The sequence below is a fragment of the Corynebacterium sp. S7 genome (assembly GCF_054401105.1).
Genome location: NZ_CM136760.1, coordinates 1,785,671 through 1,804,080 on the forward strand (window position 1 = coordinate 1,785,671; position 18,410 = coordinate 1,804,080).

18 protein-coding genes are annotated in these 18,410 nt (G+C 56.9%); 6 read left to right on the forward strand and 12 right to left on the reverse strand.

The window, feature by feature from the left end:
- Positions 1-72: 72 nt before the first annotated feature.
- Genes ACXZ66_RS08575 through ACXZ66_RS08585 form a run of 3 tightly spaced genes read left to right on the forward strand, consistent with a single transcriptional unit; the run spans position 73 to position 1,960 of the window.
- Entirely contained in the window at positions 73-648 is a 576-nt protein-coding gene (locus ACXZ66_RS08575) for a biotin transporter BioY (RefSeq protein WP_458748111.1), read from the forward strand.
- 11 nt (positions 649-659) lie between these two features.
- Positions 660-1,349 carry an energy-coupling factor ABC transporter ATP-binding protein gene (locus tag ACXZ66_RS08580; RefSeq protein ID WP_458748113.1) on the forward strand — a complete coding sequence of 230 codons (690 nt, stop codon included), beginning with the start codon at positions 660-662 and terminating at the stop codon, positions 1,347-1,349.
- Complete coding sequence (locus ACXZ66_RS08585; RefSeq protein ID WP_458748114.1) at positions 1,346-1,960, forward strand: energy-coupling factor transporter transmembrane component T family protein; 615 nt, start codon at positions 1,346-1,348, stop codon at positions 1,958-1,960. The genes ACXZ66_RS08580 and ACXZ66_RS08585 overlap by 4 nt, the downstream gene beginning before the upstream one ends.
- A 57-nt stretch (positions 1,961-2,017) precedes the next feature.
- Here ACXZ66_RS08585 and ACXZ66_RS08590 read toward each other — a convergent pair whose 3' ends face one another.
- The 4 genes from ACXZ66_RS08590 to pgsA all read right to left on the reverse strand — a co-directional run bounded on the left by ACXZ66_RS08590 (position 2,018) and on the right by pgsA (position 4,417).
- Positions 2,018-2,848, reverse strand: coding sequence for a PspA/IM30 family protein (locus ACXZ66_RS08590; protein ID WP_458748116.1), 831 nt, complete (start codon positions 2,846-2,848; stop codon positions 2,018-2,020).
- A gap of 87 nt (positions 2,849-2,935) precedes the next feature.
- Positions 2,936-3,298: a helix-turn-helix domain-containing protein gene (locus tag ACXZ66_RS08595; protein WP_458751342.1), complete on the reverse strand. Its 363-nt coding sequence runs from the start codon at positions 3,296-3,298 to the stop codon at positions 2,936-2,938.
- Between the two features lie 23 nt (positions 3,299-3,321).
- Positions 3,322-3,861, reverse strand: coding sequence for a CinA family protein (locus tag ACXZ66_RS08600; RefSeq protein ID WP_458748118.1), 540 nt, complete (start codon positions 3,859-3,861; stop codon positions 3,322-3,324).
- On the reverse strand, positions 3,854-4,417 hold the full coding sequence (pgsA, locus tag ACXZ66_RS08605) for a CDP-diacylglycerol--glycerol-3-phosphate 3-phosphatidyltransferase (protein ID WP_458748119.1): 564 nt from the start codon (positions 4,415-4,417) through the stop codon (positions 3,854-3,856). Before pgsA ends, ACXZ66_RS08600 begins: the two co-directional genes overlap by 8 nt.
- Positions 4,418-4,507: 90 nt before the next feature.
- On the opposite strand from pgsA, the gene ACXZ66_RS08610 reads away from it, so the two are divergent.
- Entirely contained in the window at positions 4,508-4,804 is a 297-nt protein-coding gene (locus tag ACXZ66_RS08610) for a YciI family protein (RefSeq protein WP_458748120.1), read from the forward strand.
- A 69-nt stretch (positions 4,805-4,873) separates the two neighbouring features.
- Here ACXZ66_RS08610 and ACXZ66_RS08615 read toward each other — a convergent pair whose 3' ends face one another.
- Entirely contained in the window at positions 4,874-6,055 is a 1,182-nt protein-coding gene (locus ACXZ66_RS08615; RefSeq protein WP_458748122.1) for a TerC family protein, read from the reverse strand.
- Positions 6,056-6,371: 316 nt separating this feature from the next.
- Here ACXZ66_RS08615 and ACXZ66_RS08620 point away from each other — a divergent pair, with 316 nt between their 5' ends.
- Positions 6,372-8,120 carry a SulP family inorganic anion transporter gene (locus ACXZ66_RS08620; RefSeq protein ID WP_458748124.1) on the forward strand — a complete coding sequence of 583 codons (1,749 nt, stop codon included), beginning with the start codon at positions 6,372-6,374 and terminating at the stop codon, positions 8,118-8,120.
- Positions 8,121-8,129: 9 nt separating this feature from the next.
- Here ACXZ66_RS08620 and ACXZ66_RS08625 read toward each other — a convergent pair whose 3' ends face one another.
- The 6 genes from ACXZ66_RS08625 to dapB all read right to left on the reverse strand — a co-directional run bounded on the left by ACXZ66_RS08625 (position 8,130) and on the right by dapB (position 16,705).
- Positions 8,130-11,243: an FtsK/SpoIIIE family DNA translocase gene (locus ACXZ66_RS08625; protein WP_458748125.1), complete on the reverse strand. Its 3,114-nt coding sequence runs from the start codon at positions 11,241-11,243 to the stop codon at positions 8,130-8,132.
- A 76-nt stretch (positions 11,244-11,319) separates the two neighbouring features.
- Positions 11,320-11,925 (reverse strand): TIGR03085 family metal-binding protein, encoded by a 606-nt coding sequence (locus ACXZ66_RS08630; RefSeq protein WP_458748127.1) that lies wholly within the window; start codon positions 11,923-11,925, stop codon positions 11,320-11,322.
- A 61-nt stretch (positions 11,926-11,986) separates the two neighbouring features.
- Positions 11,987-14,020: a ribonuclease J gene (locus tag ACXZ66_RS08635; protein ID WP_458748129.1), complete on the reverse strand. Its 2,034-nt coding sequence runs from the start codon at positions 14,018-14,020 to the stop codon at positions 11,987-11,989.
- Positions 14,021-14,022: 2 nt separating this feature from the next.
- Positions 14,023-14,931: a 4-hydroxy-tetrahydrodipicolinate synthase gene (gene dapA / locus ACXZ66_RS08640; protein ID WP_458748131.1), complete on the reverse strand. Its 909-nt coding sequence runs from the start codon at positions 14,929-14,931 to the stop codon at positions 14,023-14,025.
- Positions 14,932-15,145: 214 nt separating this feature from the next.
- Positions 15,146-15,904 carry an FAD-dependent thymidylate synthase gene (gene thyX, locus ACXZ66_RS08645; RefSeq protein ID WP_458748132.1) on the reverse strand — a complete coding sequence of 253 codons (759 nt, stop codon included), beginning with the start codon at positions 15,902-15,904 and terminating at the stop codon, positions 15,146-15,148.
- Positions 15,905-15,958: 54 nt separating this feature from the next.
- Positions 15,959-16,705 carry a 4-hydroxy-tetrahydrodipicolinate reductase gene (gene dapB / locus ACXZ66_RS08650; protein ID WP_458748133.1) on the reverse strand — a complete coding sequence of 249 codons (747 nt, stop codon included), beginning with the start codon at positions 16,703-16,705 and terminating at the stop codon, positions 15,959-15,961.
- Between the two features lie 155 nt (positions 16,706-16,860).
- Here dapB and ACXZ66_RS08655 point away from each other — a divergent pair, with 155 nt between their 5' ends.
- Positions 16,861-17,256, forward strand: coding sequence for a VOC family protein (locus tag ACXZ66_RS08655; protein ID WP_458748135.1), 396 nt, complete (start codon positions 16,861-16,863; stop codon positions 17,254-17,256).
- Here ACXZ66_RS08655 and ACXZ66_RS08660 read toward each other — a convergent pair.
- Positions 17,253-18,401 (reverse strand): D-serine ammonia-lyase, encoded by a 1,149-nt coding sequence (locus tag ACXZ66_RS08660; protein WP_458748136.1) that lies wholly within the window; start codon positions 18,399-18,401, stop codon positions 17,253-17,255. The genes ACXZ66_RS08655 and ACXZ66_RS08660 overlap by 4 nt on opposite strands.
- Positions 18,402-18,410 lie beyond the last annotated feature (9 nt).

An 18,410-nucleotide genomic window follows, 5' to 3' on the forward strand; every position in this document is an offset into this window, starting at 1 on the left:
GAACGGGCATCTCGAACAGGAAAAGCCACCGCAATTACACTTCTTGAACACCGTTCAAGTAAGGTCTTTCGCATGACAAACACAACACGTTCGACTACTGCTGATATCGCATACGTTGCGGTATTTGCAGCACTGCTCATTGTGCTCGCTTTCGTCTCGATCCCAGTCGGTACCGCAGGCATCCCGATCGTTTTACAAAACGCCGCGTGCATCCTCGCCGGCCTGGTTCTAGGCGCCCGTCGCGGATTCCTCTCTGTGCTCCTCTTCCTCGCCCTCGGCCTAATCGGCATTCCTGTCCTTGCAGGCGGTCGAACCACTCTCGCAGCACTTGCTGGCCCCTCCGTAGGCTACTTGGTTGGCTATTTGCTCTCCGCCCTCGTTGCCGGTTGGATTGCTTACGCTTCCCTGTCCAAGTCCAAATCAGCAGTAGCGCGCACCGCCGGTTTCATTCTTGCAGGTGTCGTAGCCCTCTTGGTCCAGTACATCTGCGGTGCCATCGGTTTGGTCTTCCGTGCAGATCTGACAGTCGGCGCAGCCGCAGCCGCACAGCTTGCCTTCGTCGTACCCGATGCCGTTAAGGTCGCCGTCATGATCGTCATCGCACTGGCCGTACACCAGGCCTTCCCTAACCTGCGTCGCGGAAAGTAGACTACAGCCCCGTGCCTACCATTAGTTTTCACCACGCTGCCGTTGAATACGACGGCACAACCATCCTCGAGCCGGTCGATCTGACCATCGAGGAGCGCAGGGTCGGAATCATCGGCTCAAACGGATCCGGAAAATCAACGCTGGCACGGTTGATTAACGGACTGATTATGCCCACCAACGGCAGCGTCACCTACAACGATTACCGCACGGACAAAGACGGCAAGCACATTCGCAAGCAAGTCGGATTCGTATTCTCGGACGCTGAATCGCAGATCATCATGCCACGCGTGGCCGACGATGTCGCTTTCTCTCTGCGGGGACGCAAGCTCTCCAAGGAAGAAAAGAACTCCATGGTCCAAGAGATGCTCACGCGTTTCCACTTAGAAGAACATAGCGACGATTCACCGCACACCCTGTCCGGTGGCGAAAAACAATTGCTGGCGCTCGCATCCGTGCTTATCTTGGAGCCACAGACGATCATTGCCGACGAGCCGACCACCCTGTTGGATCTGCGCAACCGACGACGCATCGCGAAGGAATTTGCTGCCCTGAAACAACAGCTGATCGTCGTCACGCATGACCTTGACCTGATCGCCGACTTTGAGCGCGTCCTTGTGCTCAACGACGGAAGGGTGAGCTTCGACGGACAAGCCAAAGAGGCCATCGAATTTTATACCGCTCAGATGGATGCGCAGCCATGATCCGAACTTTGCCTTTAGGTGCTTATGTCCCGGGAAACTCTGTTTTGCACCGCCTCCCGGCCTGGCTGAAGTTGGTCGCGCTGATTGTGTTTGTCCTGGTCGTAGCCGTACTAGGGACAACGCCGCTGCGAAGTGGGATCGCGCTTGCGGGTGTTGCCCTGGGCTACTTAATCGCGCGGATCCCGTGGCGTACTGCCGCCGAGCAGACGCTGCCAGTGATCCCCCTATTGCTCATCCTGGGTGCCTTCCAGGTGTGGAATAACTCGTGGCCTGCGGCGATCGCGCTCGTTATAGGATTGTTTGCTTCCGTGGCGGCTGCTGCGTTGCTGACTCTGACCACCACCATTGCTGACTTGATGGAATCCCTGGAGCGCGCCCTTGCCCCTTTTGCGCGGTTTGGGCTACCGGTGGAAACGATTAGTCTGGCTATCTCGCTGACTATCCGGCTGATCCCTCTGATGCTAGCCACAGTCAACGAAGTGCTTGAGGCTCGTAAAGCTCGCGGAGCGGGTATGAGCTTGCAAGCGTTTGGAACGCCGGTGGTAATCCGCAGTATTCGACGCGCGATGCAACTCTCCGAAGCATTGCAAGCCCGGGGCATCGGGGATTAAACAAGCCACGCAAAGGCCCGCCACTATTCACAGTGGCGGGCTTTTTTAAGATTCTAATTACTCACCGCGGAGTTCGCGCATACGCTGCTGTACTGCATCGTTGGAGACATTTGAAGAACCGGTATCAGTGGAGCCCTCAATTGACTGCTTCTGACCGGATTCGATCGAGCCACCATGCATTTCGGCGCGGATCTGCTCAAGGCGGGAGTGACCAGCAAGCTGCACACCAGCCTCCTCCACCTCGGCCATACGGCCCTCGACGGAATTCTGTGCGAGCTCAGCCTGGCCGAGCGCGTTAGCGTAACGACGCTCGATCTTGTCTCGAACCTGATCCAGGTTCGGGCTGCCATTGGCGGTAATGGAGTTCATCGACTGCAGGGACTCAGAGACCTTCTCCTGCATCTTGGCCTGCTCAAGCTGGCTAAGAAGCTTGGAACGCTCAGCAACCTTCTGCTGCAGAGCCGCGGAGTTGCGCTCCACGGCCTTCTTCGCCTGGTCTGCCTGCTGCAGAGCCTGGTCGTGGAGCTGCTTGGTATCTTCTACCGATTGCTCTGCGGTAACAAGTTGTGCCGCGAATGATTCTGCAGCGTTGTCGTACTCAGTGGCCTTCTTCTCGTCGCCCTCAGCACGAGCCTTATCTGCCAACTGGATTGCCTGGCGGGTGTTTGCTTGAAGCTTTTCAATATCGCCCAGACGACGGTTCAGCTGCATCTCCAGCTGGCGCTGGTTACCAATGACGGCTGCTGCCTGCTGGGAGAGCTCTTGGTGCTGACGCTGTGCGTCACCGATCGCCTGTTCGATCTGGACCTTAGGGTCGGCGTTTTCCTCGATCTTGCTGTCGAACAGCGCCATGAGGTAGTTCCAAAATTTCTTGAATGGGTTAGCCATTTGGAGTTAACCGACCTTTCGCGAAGGGAGAGCTTTTGCGTGAACTTTACCGTACGCGTCGGTTACATAGTACCGGAGCGAGCCATTCTATGCTTCCGCAGCGGCGGGCGTGGTGGAGGCGAGTTCATCAGCCATAGTTTGAAGAGTCATGTTCTGGGCTGCTTCCACCAAAACTTCAGCCACTGTTGTGTCAAGTGCGTGGCAGATAGAAGCAAGAAGCTCAGAAGAAACTTCCTTGCGCCCGCGTTCTAGCTCGGACAAGTATCCAGGAGATACGCAGGCGTGCTCCGCGAGTTCACGCAAAGTCATGCCCTTGTCTGCGCGGAATGCGCGCAGAGATAAACCAAGTGCCTCCCGAAGGAGTGGTTCTGGTCGAGATGCAGCAGCCACGGGACGATCTGCGACCTGCGTGGCCGGCCGATTTTCTAAGAGTGCTGTTGTAGTTGCCATCATTGATACCAACGAACGGGGGACTATTTTTGTTCCCGCACGACTCTTAGCATGCCTTCCAATGTGGCATCGACTGCGAGAGTGCGGATTTCCTCCCGCGAGCCAGCCAGCACGTGCAGTGGTGTGTCTTGGCCATCAACCACGGTGAAGCGTGCGCGCTCCGGTGCAACCAATTCCGCTGCTGGCCACGCTGCCGTCCAATTCGGCCCGGAGATCCCGATATAAACCTCGCCGACGGGGTGGCCGTCTTGCAAGTCTGGGCCTGCCACACCTGTGAGCGAGACTCCCCAGGTGGATCCGCATACTCGTCGCACCCCGCGCGCCATTTCTCTAGCCGTCTCAGGCGAGACAGGGCCATAGGCTTCGAGTACTGCCGAAGACACACCAGCAAGAGATTCTTTCAAATCCGTTGCGTAGGTGACCAACCCGCCACGCAATACCCGCGAGGCACCGGGCACGTCGGCAACAGTGGCGCATGCCCGACCCGCCGTCAGCGACTCGCAGAATGAAATGGTGAAGTTTCGGGCTACGAGCTCGTCGAAAAGCAATTGTGCCTTAAGCATTTGCGCGCCTCCCGTCAACAAGATACTGAATGCCGGTGACTACCGTGACCACCACAGCTACCAGCATGACAAGGTAGGTCGGGATATCCATCCACTCCGGCAACGGGCAGAGATACAGGGCGACGCCGAGGGTTTGCAAAACGGTCTTGATCTTTCCGCCCTTCGACGCCGGCACGACCTTGCCCTGGCGCAGCAGCACCATGCGCCACACGGTAATGCCCAGCTCGCGCAACACAATCAGAACCGTCATCCAGATCGGCAGGGTCGAGGCAATATTCAAGGTCACCAGCGCGGTAATCATCAACGCCTTGTCGGCGATGGGATCTGCGATCTTGCCAAAATCGGTGACCAGGTTGTGTGCACGCGCAATATCGCCGTCAAGTTTGTCGGTGAGCATCAATGCGGCAAACACGCCAAAGGCCCACCACCATTGCTGGGTCAGAACCAACCAAGCAAAAACTGGAACAAAAATGATCCTTAACGAGGTCAGCACATTCGGCAGATTAAAATTGGACGGTTTCGTCCCTGCCTGCTGATCATGTGTCTGGTCATTCACGTTTACCAGCCTACCCTGCTGAATAATTCACACGCGTGTACGGGCCATCAATGCACCGATAGCCACACCTATTAAAGCTATTATTGTCCCATGAAATATTTTGCAGTCCACTACACCTATGCCAATGAGGCTCCCGATGTTGTTGCCTTGCGTCCGGTTCACCGTGAGTTCCTTGGCACGTTGATGGACCAGGGCAAGCTCGTTGGCTCCGGACCATACACGGACGGTCTCGGCTCCGCGCTGATCATCATCCGCCTTGAGGCCCCCGCATCCATCGACGATGCCATCCAGCTGATGAACGACGACCCATTCCACAAGGAAAAGGTGCTAGCCGGTCGTTCCATTCGCGAGTGGAATCCTGTGATGAATGTGTTCAAGGAGAAGTAATTTCTCGCTTCTCGACGAAAAAACGGCTCCCGCCTGAACTTCAGACGGAAGCCGTTTTTGTTTGGCTATTTACTTGTCGTCATCTTTGTAGTCTGGATGAATCTCCGGGTCTAGGTGAGCGGTTTCGCGAGAACCTGTCGCGGTGTGATCACCCTTACCTGAAGTGGCAGGATCATCGATCCACTCTAGGTGGCGGCCGGCGTGGTCAACGCGACGACGGTTGCCGTGATCGTCATAGTCAATGCGCGTTGCAGGACCGCGGTGACCACCTTGCGCCTCGTCTCGTTTGTCCTTGATCAGCGAGGCTATGACCGTGACCACCAATATTCCGACAATGACAAGCAGCGAGGTCGCTGTGCCGATCTCAGGAACCGCGACGTTCTCACCGCCGTTGATGAATGGCAGGTTGTTTTCGTGCAGAGCGTGGAGCAGCAGCTTCACACCAATGAAGCCCAAGATGGCTGCCAGGCCGTATGCGAGGTAGACCAATCGATCCAGCAAGCCGTCGAGCAGGAAGTACATCTGACGCAGACCCATCAGGGAGAACGCATTGGTGGTGAACACCAGGTAGGACTCGGAGGTGATGCCGTAAATTGCTGGGATCGAGTCAAAGGCGAACATCACGTCGACCAGTCCGATGGCCAGAAGTGCGATGAACAAGGGTGTCAGGGCGAACTTGCCCGATTCGGTCTTCGTGGTCAACTTGTCACCGTGGTACGACTTGGTAACAGGAACAACCTTGCGCAGCCACTTGATGATAGTCATGTCATTAGGGTCAGTCTCGGGCTGATCGGTTGCCTCGTCGTAGAACAGCTTAATTGCCGTGTACAGCAGGAAGATCGCGAACAGGTAGAAAACATCGGACCATGCTTCGATGATGGCCGCGCCGAGCAAAATGAAGAGCAGACGGAAGATCAACGCGATGGCAATACCCAACAGCAATACCTTTTGTTGGTACTTGCGCGGGATCTTGAAGGCACCCATGATCAGGGCGAACACGAAGAGGTTATCTACCGACAGCGCTTTTTCTGTGACGTAGCCGGTGAAATATTGCATGCCGTGCTCGCCGTCCCAAACGATCCAGACAATCACGCCGAAAAGTAACGCGATACAAACATAGACGATGGTCCAGAACCCAGATTCTTTCAAAGTGGGTTCATGCGGGGTGCGCACGTGCGAATAAAAGTCGAAGATGAAGAATCCTGCAATCACAATGAGCGTGATTGCCCAGACCCAAAAAGGCACAGACATATTAAGGTGTCCTCCGGTCGTAGATACGTTGAATTGGTATGACCGGAGGTCTCCCCCGCCCAAGAGCTCTCTCAGGATCTCTCCTAGGCCCTCTTAGGCCGATGTGGCCGGGTCCGGACTGCCTCTTTTTGTGATGCCGTTCGGATCCGTGTTGACGACCAACACCGATTGTGGGGTACTCCCCTCCACGATACGGGCCGATTCTACCTTAGCTAAGTAATACTTGCACGTCCGGGTTACACAATTGACCAGGAAACCCACATGGAACTTGCCCATTTTCCCTGGGTATTACCCATTTATCTGTAAACTTTTACACATGCCTTCTGAAAAGTCACTCTGGGAACGAATCTTTCCGGGGATTAGAACAATCCGCACCTATAAGAAGGAATGGTTGCGGGGAGATCTCGTTGCCGGAGTGACAGTAGCTGCGTACCTTGTGCCCCAAGTGATGGCCTATGCCGTGATTGCAGGATTGCCTGCAGTGGTAGGTTTGTGGGCCTCTCTTGCTCCTCTGATTATCTACTTCATGCTGGGTACCTCGAAGAAGTTATCGCTGGGCCCAGAGTCCACAACCGCTTTGATGACAGCCGCCGGCGTCGGCGCTTTAGTCAACGCAGCCGGTGGCCCCGAACGCTACGCCGAGGTAGCAGCACTGCTGGCCATCGCCGTGGGCATTGTTTGCGTCATCGGCTTTATTGCGCGTTTAGGCTTTCTGACTCGGCTACTTTCTCGCCCTGTGTTGGTGGGCTATTTGATTGGCATCGCGTTGTTGATGATTGTCAGCCAATTGGGCAAAATCTCCAAGATTGACGTGCAAGGAGAGAATGTTTGGCAAGAAATCACCTCGTTCGTTTCCCAAATCAGTACCGCGCACGTACCTACGGTCATCCTCGCGCTGGTGGTCTTGGTCTTGCTCTACATAGGAAATTGGCTCGCACCGAAAGCCCCGACTGCGTTGGGTATCTTGTTGGTGGCAGCTGCAGCAGTTGCCATTTTCAATCTCGATCGATTTGGGATCGAGGTCATCGGTGAGGTGCCCCGCGGCCTTCCCGCCCCACGCGTGCCGGAACTGGGCGATCTGGAATTCTGGTCGCTGCTGCCTTATGCCGTGGGCATCGCCATTGTGGGATTCTCCGACAATATTTTGACGGCACGGGCCTTCGCGTCAAAGACCGACGACGACATCGATGCCAATCGAGAGCTACTCACACTTGGGGTGGCCAACTTTTCCAACGGTTTCTTTCAGGGATTCCCCATCTCGTCGAGCGGTTCGCGCACGGTGCTGGGTGACGCTGCAGGAGCGAAAACTCAAGTATATTCTCTTGTCGTCGCGGCATTGGTTGTCATGGTGTTGATGTTTGCCGGGCCAATTTTGGGTTCCTTCCCGCAAGCAGCGCTCGGCGCCCTCGTCATTTACGCAGCTACCCGGCTCATCGATATTGCAGAAATACGTAGGATTGGCCGCTTCCGCGGCAGTGAATTGCTCATCACAGCGATAACAGCCCTCGCAGTTGTATTTTTCGGCGTGCTGGTCGGAATTGGTGTAGCGGTCACGCTATCCATCCTTGACCTGATCCGCAGGATTACGGCGCCGAACTCCGACGTGTTGGGTTATGCTCCCGGCGTTCCAGGAATGCACAGCTTGGATGATTACCACGACGCCAAGCCCATCCAAGGCCTCGTCGTTTTCCGCTACGACTCGCCTCTCTTTTTCGCCAACGCCGACCATTTCGTCGAGCGTGCACTCGAAGCAGTGGATAAATCGCAACAACCGGTGGAGTGCTTCTTGCTGAACGCGGAGGCCAACACCGAGATTGATCTAACCGCCGTGGACGCCTTAGAAAAACTCCGCTCGCATTTGGAGGCAGAAGGTATCCAATTCGCAATGGCGCGCGTAAAGCAGGACTTGTACAGGCAGCTTGAACCGACAGGATTCATTGAAAAGGTAGGCAAGGAAAATATCTTCGAGACCTTGCCCACGGCAGTGCGTGCCTATGCTCGTCGCTATAAAGACAAGCACGGCAAGCTGCCAGACGGGGCCCCGAAGGAGATTATTTCTCCTTAAAAGGCCGGCTTAAAAGGCCCCTCCCGAGGGGTTGTACGTTGCTTGCACAACGTGTGTGTCGTCCTCGGAATCAGAATCACTTTCATTGTCTGAGGCGGGAGCGTCGTCGTAAAGCGATTGCTCCTGGGTGACCTCCTTGGGTGCCTCGGCCGGATCGGCGCCCTTGATCATCCAGATGATGGTATCTAGCTCTTCGGGCTTGACCAGCACTTCGCGGGCCTTGGAGCCCTCGGAAGGGCCGACGACGCCACGGGATTCCATGAGATCCATGAGGCGGCCGGCCTTGGCAAAGCCGATGCGCAGCTTGCGCTGCAGCATCGACGTTGAGCCGAGCTGCGCAGTCACAACCAGCTCGACGGCCTCGAGGAGGTCGTCCATGTCCTTGCCGATGTCGTCGTCGACGACCTTCTTTTCGGTGGCCTTTTCCTCGGTCACGCCCTCGGCGTACTCGGGCTCTGCCTGGGACTTAGCTGCCTCGACGACAGCCTGGATTTCCTCATCGGTGACGAAGGCACCCTGCATACGCTGTGGTCTGCCCGCGCCCTGTGGGATGAAAAGCGCATCGCCCATACCGATCAGCTTCTCGGCACCGGCCTGGTCCAAGATGACGCGGGAGTCGGTCAGCGAAGAGGTGGCAAACGCCAGACGTGACGGCACGTTGGTCTTGATCAGACCGGTGACCACGTCCACGGATGGACGCTGCGTAGCCAGAACCAAGTGGATGCCAGCGGCACGCGCCTTCTGGGTGATGCGCACGATGGAATCTTCGATTTCCTTCGGGGCGGTCATCATCAGGTCGGCGAGCTCGTCGACCACACAGATGATCATTGGGTAGGGCTTCATTTCGCGCTCGGATCCAGCAGGAGCCTGCAGCTCTCCGGAGCGAACCTTCGCGTTGAAGTCCTTGATATGGCGCACGCGCGCGGACTTCATGTCCATGTAGCGCTGCTCCATCTCCTCGACCAGCCATTGCAAGGCGGCAGCGGCCTTTTTCGGCTGCGTAATGATCGGGGTGATCAGGTGCGGGATGCCCTCGTAGGGGGTCAGCTCCACCATCTTCGGGTCAACCAAAATCAGGCGCACTTCATCGGGGGTCGCACGCGTCAGTAGGGAAACCAGCATCGAGTTCACAAATGCCGATTTACCGGAACCCGTCGAACCCGCCACCAACAGGTGCGGCATCTTCTGCACGCTCGCGGCGACGAATTCGCCTTCGATGTCCTTGCCCATGCCAATCAGGGTGGGGTCCGGATCGTTGCGGATCTTCGGCGCATCAAGTACATCGCGCAGACGCACCATCTCGCGGTCACTGTTCGGCACCTCGATGCCCACAGCCGACTTACCTGGGATCGGAGCCAGCAGGCGCACATTGTCGGTGGCCACGGCATACGCCAAGTTGGATTGCAGGTTCGTAATCTTGGAAACCTTCACGCCCGGGCCGAGTTCCACCTCGTACCGAGTCACAGTCGGCCCACGTGAGAAGCCCGTCACCTGGGCGTCCACCTTGAACTCATGGAAAACTTCCGTGATCGCCTCGATCATTCGGTCGTTTGTTTCGGTGCGCGTCTTCGGCGCTTGGCCCGGGGTGAGCAGGCTCGTTGACGGCAAGGTGTAATCCGACGATCCCTTGCGCGCTGGGCTGGCCACATCGGCTTCGCTGTTCGCTGCCTTCTCCACCTCCGACTTCGGAGTCGTTGCCGGTACCGATCCGGCGTCGATGCCGGAACGTGCGATGATCGCCTGGCGCATTGCCTCCCGCGAGGAGGCGACGGCGTCGGCAGGGTCGTGGTCGACCACTGGGATGGTGTCGGTTTCCTCCGCGTCTTGTACGGCAGGCGCCGGAGCAGATTTCGCTTGACGACGACGCGTGCTCGACCTTTGCGAAGCGCTCTGAGAAGCAGCTGGTGTCGCCTCTTCTTCGAGCTCTGGTTCTGCATCGGGGTTGAACTCGTCGCTAGGCGCATGACTGCGACCGAACAGGGTTGGCTGCTCCGATTCGTCGGCTGGGTAGTTCTCCATCGGGCTTGGCCGGCGACGAGTTACCCGTGGCGTAGGGGTGCGTGGCCTGCTCCGCCGCGAGGAACCCTCGGCGATATCGCTGAGCTCATCGTTGACGTGGCCATACATATCATCGCGATCGTCCGGATCCTCTGGGTCCTCTGGGTCCGGGGTGTAATTGTGAGACCCCAGCTGGGAGACAAGCTCACCGATCTCGGAAAACAGCTGACGAACAGTAATCCCGGTGACCTTCAGCGCACCATAAATGATCAGCAAGATCAGCAGCGGAACAGCGACGTAGCTGGAGAATCCCGCCGCCAAACTTCCACCCAGCCACGCGCCAATCGCGCCACCAGCTGACTTTCTCGCCTCCCACGTATCTGGATTTCCCGCGAAGATGTGGATGAGTCCAAGCATGGCCACGACGATCAAGGTAACGCCGATCCCGACACGTACTTTGGTTGAGGAATCGGCCTGGAAATCCATCATCAAGACAATGGCAATGATTACCAAGACCACCGGCAAAATAAGAGCGCCAGCACCGATAACAAGGTGCACTGCCGAGGCGATAGCCGCGCCGACTGGACCTGCGATATCAAGCCAGACGGAAGCACCAAGAATTGCTGCGAGACCGAGAAGAATCAGTCCGGCAGTGTCTCCACTTTGCGAGCCCTGACCTCTCGTCCCTATCTCAGCGTCTGTCTCTACAGCCTCTACTTCGTGTTCTTGTTCGACGGGTTCTTTGTCTTTCTTCCTGCGGGCGATGGGCGTCTCCTTAGCAGATTTTTGTTTCGAACCTTGTTCGTCTTCGTACAGGTTGTCGCTTTTATCTTCACTCCGGCGGCCACGGTTTGCTCCTAAGGAAGCGATGCCACGCGTGACTGAACCTAAACCTCGTGCCGTACCCCGGGCAATGGAACTAATCGTGTCGCCGACGACCTTCGTCGCCGAGCCTACTCGCTCATCAGAAGTTGCTGCGGCGAGCTGCGTCGTCGCACCCGTGCGTGGATGGGTCACCGCAGCCGAAGCGGCAGGCTTGCGCGTTTGGCGCGCCTGGCCTGATCGGGCCTTTGGCCCAGTGCTCGGGCGCGGTTTTTTGCGCGAGGAAGAACTTTTGACAGACATGGTTCTAAGAATAGTACCAGTTTTCACATTCTTCACATCTGCCACTCCGAAAACAGTGGTATTATCTCAAGCCCAGTCAGGCCTTGCTTCTTGACAGCGCAATGTTCTCAGGAGTACCTTGCACCTCCACGTCTGCAACATCTCGCCCATACACCCACAGCAGCAATTCCCCAGGCTCCCCGATAACACGAACAATATCGTCGCCCTTTACCGTCACACCGCGCCGATCCGCCAGCGTGATCGGCGGGAGCGACGTCGGCGATAAAATCACCGGAACCGGGGACTTGCGTAGCATCATCTTGCCTAATTGCGCCGCTGAATTCGCCAACTGTTTATCTACGACCTTGCTAAATTCACGCACCCGGACCACCCCGTCGCCGCGACGCACATCTTCATGGTGCACAAAATTCTCGGCGGTGTTCATCAGCGAATCAAACGGACGCAATAACTTTGGCGGACCGGCAGCCCAAGCACGCACGAGATCTTCATAAGCCAGCGACTTCGTGTGGCGCCGTGCCCGCTCCCCCACCTTCTCCACATTGGTGATGGGCCGATTTTCACGATTATAGAGGTGCTCGGCTAAATCGCGCGAGGTCCACCCCTCGCACAGAGTCGGTGCATCAGGTCCAACTTCAATAAGTGTATCGGCAAGGCGAGCGCGTTCTGCTTGAGCAAAAGACATGCACCCCAGCATAGCTGAGGTGCATGAAAACTAACGGGCACTTACGGTACCCATGATGCGGTTAGAGCGACTCGCGCTCTGCTGCCACATCATCGTCGTCAACCGGCGCGTGATCGTCGTCGGACATCGGGACAACGGTCGGCAGGATGACAGGCTCGCGCTTGTACTTCTGCTCAATGGAGCGAGACACTTTACGACGAAGCGCCTGCACCATACGGTAAGGATCGTTCTCACCCTCGGCTGCCAGGTCGTTCATCAGGTTCTCTACCCATTCCGTCACCTCAGGAACGAGGCTACGATCGTCTTCGGAGAAACCGGTCGTGGATACGGTCGGGCGCTCCAGAAGGCGGCCGGTGCGCGAATCAATCACACAGGTCACGGAAATGACGCCACCAGCTGCGAGGTTGGTACGATCCGCCAAGACATCGGCTTCGACCTCGCCCATGGTTTCACCATCGACGTAGAGGTTGCCTACCTGGTATTGGCCAGCGACCTGCACACGACCATTGACCAGGTCAACGACAACGCCGTTTTGAGCCAAGACGGTGTTCTCGCGCTTCACGCCAGTAGAAACTGCGAGCTCATTATTGGCTCGCATGTGACGCCACTCGCCGTGGACTGGCATCGCATTCTTCGGACGAGCCGCGTTGTATAGGAAGAGCAGCTCACCGGAGTAACCGTGACCAGTTGCGTGAATGTGCGCATCCTTGTTGGTCACAACCGTGGCACCGATCTGCGCCAGGTTATTGATCACGGCGTAGATCGCCTCTTCGTTACCCGGAATCATCGACGAAGACAAAATGATCAAGTCGCCGTCGCGCACCGTAATCTGGCGGTGCTCACGACGAGACATCCGAGACAGCGCTGCCATTGGCTCACCTTGGGTGCCCGTGGTGATCAAAAGGACCTTGTGCGGAGCCATCTTCGAGGCCTCATCGATAGAGATGATCGTGCCGCGAGGTGCCTTGAGCAGGCCCATCTTCTCGGCGATCTCCATGTTGCGGATCATCGAGCGACCGTTGAACGCAACCTTGCGGCCGTTTGCAACTGCGGCGTTCACTGCCATCTGCACACGCGACACGTTGGACGCGAAGGAGGACAAGATCACGCGCTGCTTTGCATCACCGATAAGACGAATGAAGTTCTCCTCGATGCCCTTCTCCGACTCAGAAAAGCCCGGAGTCGTTGCATTGGTGGAGTCACACATCAAAAGGTCCACGCCCTCGTCGCCGAAGCGAGACAGCGCAGGCAGATCGGTTGGCTTGCCATCGTATGGAGTCTGGTCCAGCTTGATATCGCCGGTCATGATGACCTGGCCCGCACCAGTGCGGATAGACAGTCCAAGCGCATCCGGGATGGAGTGGCCCACCGTCCAGAAACGAATATTGAATGGGCCCACGGTGATCTCGGACTTGTTGTTCACCTCATGCAGCTTCGGACGCTGGCGGTGTTCCTTCGTCTTCGCAGCAATCAGCGCATTGGTGAACTTCGCCGAGTAAATCGGAATGTCCGGGCGCAGCTTCAGCAGCCACGGGATCGCACCGATGTGGTCCTCGTGGCCGTGCGTGACGACGAGGGCCTCAATCTTATCCAGCTTCTTTTCGATCGGACCGAAGTCAGGCAAAATCAGGTCAACGCCTGGCTCACCCGACGAAGGGAAGAGCACGCCACAGTCAACTACGAGCAGACGGCCGTTGTACTCGAAAACAGTCATGTTGCGGCCGATTTCCGAAATACCGCCGAGAGCGTAAATACGCAGACCGTTCGCAGGTGCCTTTCCAGGGGCTGGCAGACGCTTGGTCATATCCGCACCCTGCATGGACTTCATTGGGTTGCGGCGATTGTTGTTGTTGCTGCCACGACCACGTCCACCGCGACGACGGTTTCCGCCACCCCGGTTGCCACTGCCACCGCGATTGCCGTTGTTGCCGGATCCTTCGTTGGATTCGGAGGTAGCCTGGCCAGCGTTGTCTGGCTTGGTATTTTGGCTCTCAGGATTTGAATCTGGAGCCTGGAACACAGGCGCCTGGTCACCGGCCTCCGGAGGGCCAGCCTTACGGGTGACCTTACGTGGCCGATTACGTGGTTCGTTCATATTTATAGGACTCCAGCCTTTTTCATATCACGGCGGAGAACCTCCATCTGCGCGTCATCCGCGGGGACGACAGGTAGACGAGGGTCCCCCACCTCAATGCCCTGCAAACGCAGAGCTGCTTTAGCAAAAGTGGCACCACCGAGTAACGCTTGCTGTGCAGCAAGTACTTGCATGGTGTTGGCGTTGATTTCCCGGGTTCGGGCGAGGTCGCCTTCCTCGAAGCTTGTACGTAGTTCACGCAATAATGCGGGCGCAGCATGCCCAACTACTGAAATGAAGCCAGTAGCGCCGAGTGCGAGCCACGGCACATTGAGCGGATCGTCGCCAGAATACCAGGCAAGGCCTGTCTCCTGAATCAGAGGGGCAGCTTCAAACATGTTGCCCTTAGCGTCCTTCATTGCCTTTACTGTGGGCAATGCCGCAATGCGGCGGATCGTATCTGCCTCAACTGGGACTCCTGAGCGACCGGGGATGTCATACAGACAGATAGGCAGGTCGGTTGCAGCCGCGACTGCTTCATAGTGGCGGAACAAACCCTCTTGCGTGGGCTTGGAGTAGTACGGAGTAACCACGAGGAGCGAATCTGCTCCAGCCTCAGCAGATGCTTGCGCTGCTGCGATAGAGGTTGCGGTGTTGTTCGTACCCGCACCAGCGATGATCTTGGCGCTATCGCCGATCTCTTCGCGAACGGCCTTGATGAGTGCGACTTTTTCGTCCAACGTCGTCGTTGGAGATTCGCCGGTGGTGCCGGCCAGCACAAGTGCATCGATGCCGTTGCTAACCAGGTGAGCTGCAAGCTTTCGACCAGCGACAACGTCCAAGGCACCGTCACGGTCAAAAGGAGTGACCATGGCGACGCCGACGGTTCCGAAGTATTCAGCTCCGGTATTTGCTGTCAATGAAATGCCCATGACGCTTTAGGTTACCTTCTTGATAGTAGTGTCGTGCAATTACTGTGAACTACCGGTGTGTCTACAACTTTCGAAAGAACCCGGAAGAGCCGATTGCATATGTATGGAGTTGTATTCATTTCAGCTACTTGCCTGAAACATACCCTGTCTCTGCCTGCGATTTTAATGCTCGCGTCAGGATTCTGAAAGTAGCAATCCCGAAAGCAGGGGCTGCTTAGAGCGCCGTCTCGTAAGGACTAGCGGCCATTTCGGAGCCATCGCTGAGCCCGGTGACCTGGAAATCGTCGAAAAGCGTCGGTGCCTGCTCTTGGAGAATACGCAAACAGGCAATTGCAAGGGTGCGGATCTCAACGTCTGCGTGCTCGGCCGCGCGCGCACCGATGAAGTGGCGCCATGTGCGGTAATTTCCGCTGACCACGATGCGTGATTCCGTGGCGTTCGGAAGGATCGCACGGGCGGCCTGGCGGGCCTGCTTCTTACGCAACAGGGCGTTTGGCTCCTCCTCGAGGCGTTCTTCCAGGGCGTGTAGCAGCTCCTCATAGACAAACCGAGATTCGTCGGCAGCGCGGAGAAAGAGCCGATTGAGCTCCTCATCTTGGGCGACAAGTGGTGGCACGATGACCTCGTTGGTCTCAGTTGGCACAAAGCGCTGCGACAACTGGGAAAACGAGAAGTGGCGATGCCGAATCAGTTCATGCGTTGCTGCCCGCGAGATGCCCCGAATGTACATCGTCGCGCTGGCGTGTTCGAGCAAAGCAGTGTGCCCGACCTCCATGATGTGCCTAAGGTAGGACTCATTGGAATTGGTATGGGGGTTTGGCTTGTCAAAGGTTTCATAACAGGCCCGCCCGGCGAATTCGACGAGCGCCTCAGAATCGGTAGCGCTATCGTCGGCACTCCATTCAATGTCATCGGGAGCATTGAATTGGGTAGCGGCGATGAGCTTGACATCGAGGTGTTTGACCTCTGCCATGGAAAACCCTTTCTTTCAGATGGAGCTGCTTTAAAGGCCCTCTTATAGGCCCGCTTATAGACCCAAGTAGGAATCTAGTCCCACGGTCAAGCCTGGGTGCTGCTCTACTTGACGAACCCCGGTGAGAACTCCTGGGACGAAGGAATCGCGACCGTAGGAATCCTGCTTAATGGTCAGGGACTGATCCTTGGTGCCGAAGATGATGTCCTCGTGAGCGACCATACCGGTCATGCGCACTGCATGGACGCTGACACCGTCAACGTTAGCGCCGCGCGAGCCTTCCAATGCCTGCTCGGTTGCATCGGGCATCGGGCCCATGCCTGCGTCCTTGCGTGCCTGGGCAATGCCCTGGGCGGTCTTGACTGCAGTGCCCGACGGTGCGTCAAGCTTGTTGGGGTGGTGGTATTCCACGACCTCAGCAGATTCGAAAAATGGTGCGGCCTGCTTCGCAAAAGCCATGGCTAGGACTGCGGAAATGGCAAAGTTCGGGGCGATAAGCACGCCAACCGAAGGGTTCGCTTCACACCAGGAACGTACCTGGTTGTAGCGCTCCTCGTCGAAACCTGTGGTGCCCACAACGGCGTGGATGCCGTTGGCAATGCAAAACTCAAGGTTTCCCATCACTGCAGCCGGAGTGGTGAAATCCACGATAACCTCAGCGCCAGCATCGAGCAGCTTGTCCAGAGAGTCACCCGCATCGATTTCAGCCACGAGTTCCAAATCGTCGGCTTCGTTCACACCGTTGACTACAGCCGATCCAACGCGGCCCTTCGCGCCCAGTACGCCAACCTTTGTTGCCATGCGTGTCACTCCTAATCTTTTCAGAATCATTTCAGAGAAATTGGTAATAGCCAGTGTATTAGTTTCGGGTGGACAATCCTCAATGCGGCGCCTGATGTCCGTGGAATTCTTTCCGCCAGGAGCGCGAACGGCCCGAATTCGGCACAATAGTACCCATGCGAATAAACATCACATCAATCTACGTCGACGATCAAGAAAAAGCACTTGACTTTTATACCAACATCCTTGGTTTTAAGGTCAAGCACGATGTCCCGGCGGGTGGTGCGCGCTGGCTCACCCTCGTCTCCCCTGAGGATCCTGACGGCGTTGAGCTCCTGCTCGAGCCCACGGGTCACCCTGCTTCCAAGGCTTTCAATCAGGCGCTTTACAACGACCAAATGCCCTTCACCCAGTTTTCCGTCGACGATGTTGATGCGACCTTCGCCGAGCTCACCGCCAAAGGCGTGAAGTTCCAGATGGAACCCACCACCATGGGGACAGTCAAGATTGCGGTTTTCGACGACACCTGCGGGCACTACATCCAGATCGTCGAAATGGTCGCGGACTACTAATCACCCATTTGAAGCAAGGCCTCGCGCTCTGCTTCGGGTACCATCGCTCCCCCAGTTGCCCACACCAAATGCGTGCCCGGCAGATGGGCAAAGGCCCGGTGACCAGCGAATCCCGCGGCTGCGGACGGTTCGATAAATATCCCGTGAGCTGCATGGAAGCGGCGCATGTCTTGTAAGAAGGTCGCATCGTCGGCCGTCACGCAGGCAGTGATCAAGCGTCGCATTCGCTTGCCGACGAAGGCGCTCGTCCGACCCACCGCCAAACCGTCTGCGATTGTCATCCCATCAAGCCCGATGTCGGCTACAGAAATCTCGTTAAACATCTGCGTTGCCAGCCCCAACATCATCGACGGGGCGTGCGTGGGTTCCACAAAGTAGCCGTGGACGTTGTCCCCGAATTCAGTCTTGAGCCCAAAGAGCACCCCTCCAGGTCCACCACCGACTCCGCACGGCAAATACACATGCAAAGGGTTGTCGGCGTTGATCTCCACACCACTGCGACTGAGCTGAACTTTCAAGCGACGGGCCGCAACCGCATATCCAAGGAATAGGTCGCGGGAGTTCTCGTCGTCAATAAAATACGTATCAGGTTGTTGGGAGGCCTCTCTTGCAAACTCCACTGCAGCGGAAAAGTCCCCATCGTGTTCAATGACCTCACAGCCTTTGTCGCGCAGCAGTTGTTTCTTCCACTCACGCGCGTCTCGGCTCATGTGGACCTGGACCTTGAACCCAATCGCAGCCGACATGATCCCGATAGACAAGCCCAGGTTTCCTGTGGAGGCAACGGTGATCGTGTATTTCGAAAACCACTCCGTATCTCCGAGAGTTCCGCCGAGGTCCTCGGCAAGTTTGAGCACGGCGTAGATTCCCCCGCGGGCCTTGATGGATCCGCTAATGGGCAGGTGTGAGTCAAGCTTGACCCAGACGTTGCCATACAAAGTCAGTGGCGATTCGATGATCCCCTTGTCCGTGTCCGGGAAGTTCTCCTCCAACCACGGGGCTGCGCGCAGTAGCAGCGCCTCGGCAGCGTCAATGTCCTCTATGGTGAGGTCGTTGTCAGCTTGTGCGATCTGGACGGAAGAGAGATCGGGGTTGATCCACACCGTGGGTTTAGCGGCACGAAGGTCGCTGAGAGTTGATGACATAGTCTCCAG

What these genes read in the sequence shown, in the direction of transcription:
- ACXZ66_RS08575 (WP_458748111.1), top strand. Translation starts at nt 73, where the DNA reads ATGACAAACACAACACGTTCGACTACTGCTGATATCGCATACGTTGCG.
- ACXZ66_RS08585 (WP_458748114.1), top strand. Translation starts at nt 1,346, where the DNA reads ATGATCCGAACTTTGCCTTTAGGTGCTTATGTCCCGGGAAACTCTGTT.
- ACXZ66_RS08590 (WP_458748116.1), bottom strand. Translation starts at nt 2,848, where the DNA reads ATGGCTAACCCATTCAAGAAATTTTGGAACTACCTCATGGCGCTGTTC.
- ACXZ66_RS08595 (WP_458751342.1), bottom strand. Translation starts at nt 3,298, where the DNA reads ATGGCAACTACAACAGCACTCTTAGAAAATCGGCCGGCCACGCAGGTC.
- ACXZ66_RS08600 (WP_458748118.1), bottom strand. Translation starts at nt 3,861, where the DNA reads ATGCTTAAGGCACAATTGCTTTTCGACGAGCTCGTAGCCCGAAACTTC.
- ACXZ66_RS08610 (WP_458748120.1), top strand. Translation starts at nt 4,508, where the DNA reads ATGAAATATTTTGCAGTCCACTACACCTATGCCAATGAGGCTCCCGAT.
- ACXZ66_RS08615 (WP_458748122.1), bottom strand. Translation starts at nt 6,055, where the DNA reads ATGTCTGTGCCTTTTTGGGTCTGGGCAATCACGCTCATTGTGATTGCA.
- ACXZ66_RS08620 (WP_458748124.1), top strand. Translation starts at nt 6,372, where the DNA reads ATGCCTTCTGAAAAGTCACTCTGGGAACGAATCTTTCCGGGGATTAGA.
- ACXZ66_RS08625 (WP_458748125.1), bottom strand. Translation starts at nt 11,243, where the DNA reads ATGTCTGTCAAAAGTTCTTCCTCGCGCAAAAAACCGCGCCCGAGCACT.
- ACXZ66_RS08630 (WP_458748127.1), bottom strand. Translation starts at nt 11,925, where the DNA reads ATGTCTTTTGCTCAAGCAGAACGCGCTCGCCTTGCCGATACACTTATT.
- ACXZ66_RS08635 (WP_458748129.1), bottom strand. Translation starts at nt 14,020, where the DNA reads ATGAACGAACCACGTAATCGGCCACGTAAGGTCACCCGTAAGGCTGGC.
- dapA (WP_458748131.1), bottom strand. Translation starts at nt 14,931, where the DNA reads ATGGGCATTTCATTGACAGCAAATACCGGAGCTGAATACTTCGGAACC.
- thyX (WP_458748132.1), bottom strand. Translation starts at nt 15,904, where the DNA reads ATGGCAGAGGTCAAACACCTCGATGTCAAGCTCATCGCCGCTACCCAA.
- dapB (WP_458748133.1), bottom strand. Translation starts at nt 16,705, where the DNA reads ATGGCAACAAAGGTTGGCGTACTGGGCGCGAAGGGCCGCGTTGGATCG.
- ACXZ66_RS08655 (WP_458748135.1), top strand. Translation starts at nt 16,861, where the DNA reads ATGCGAATAAACATCACATCAATCTACGTCGACGATCAAGAAAAAGCA.
- ACXZ66_RS08660 (WP_458748136.1), bottom strand. Translation starts at nt 18,401, where the DNA reads ATGTCATCAACTCTCAGCGACCTTCGTGCCGCTAAACCCACGGTGTGG.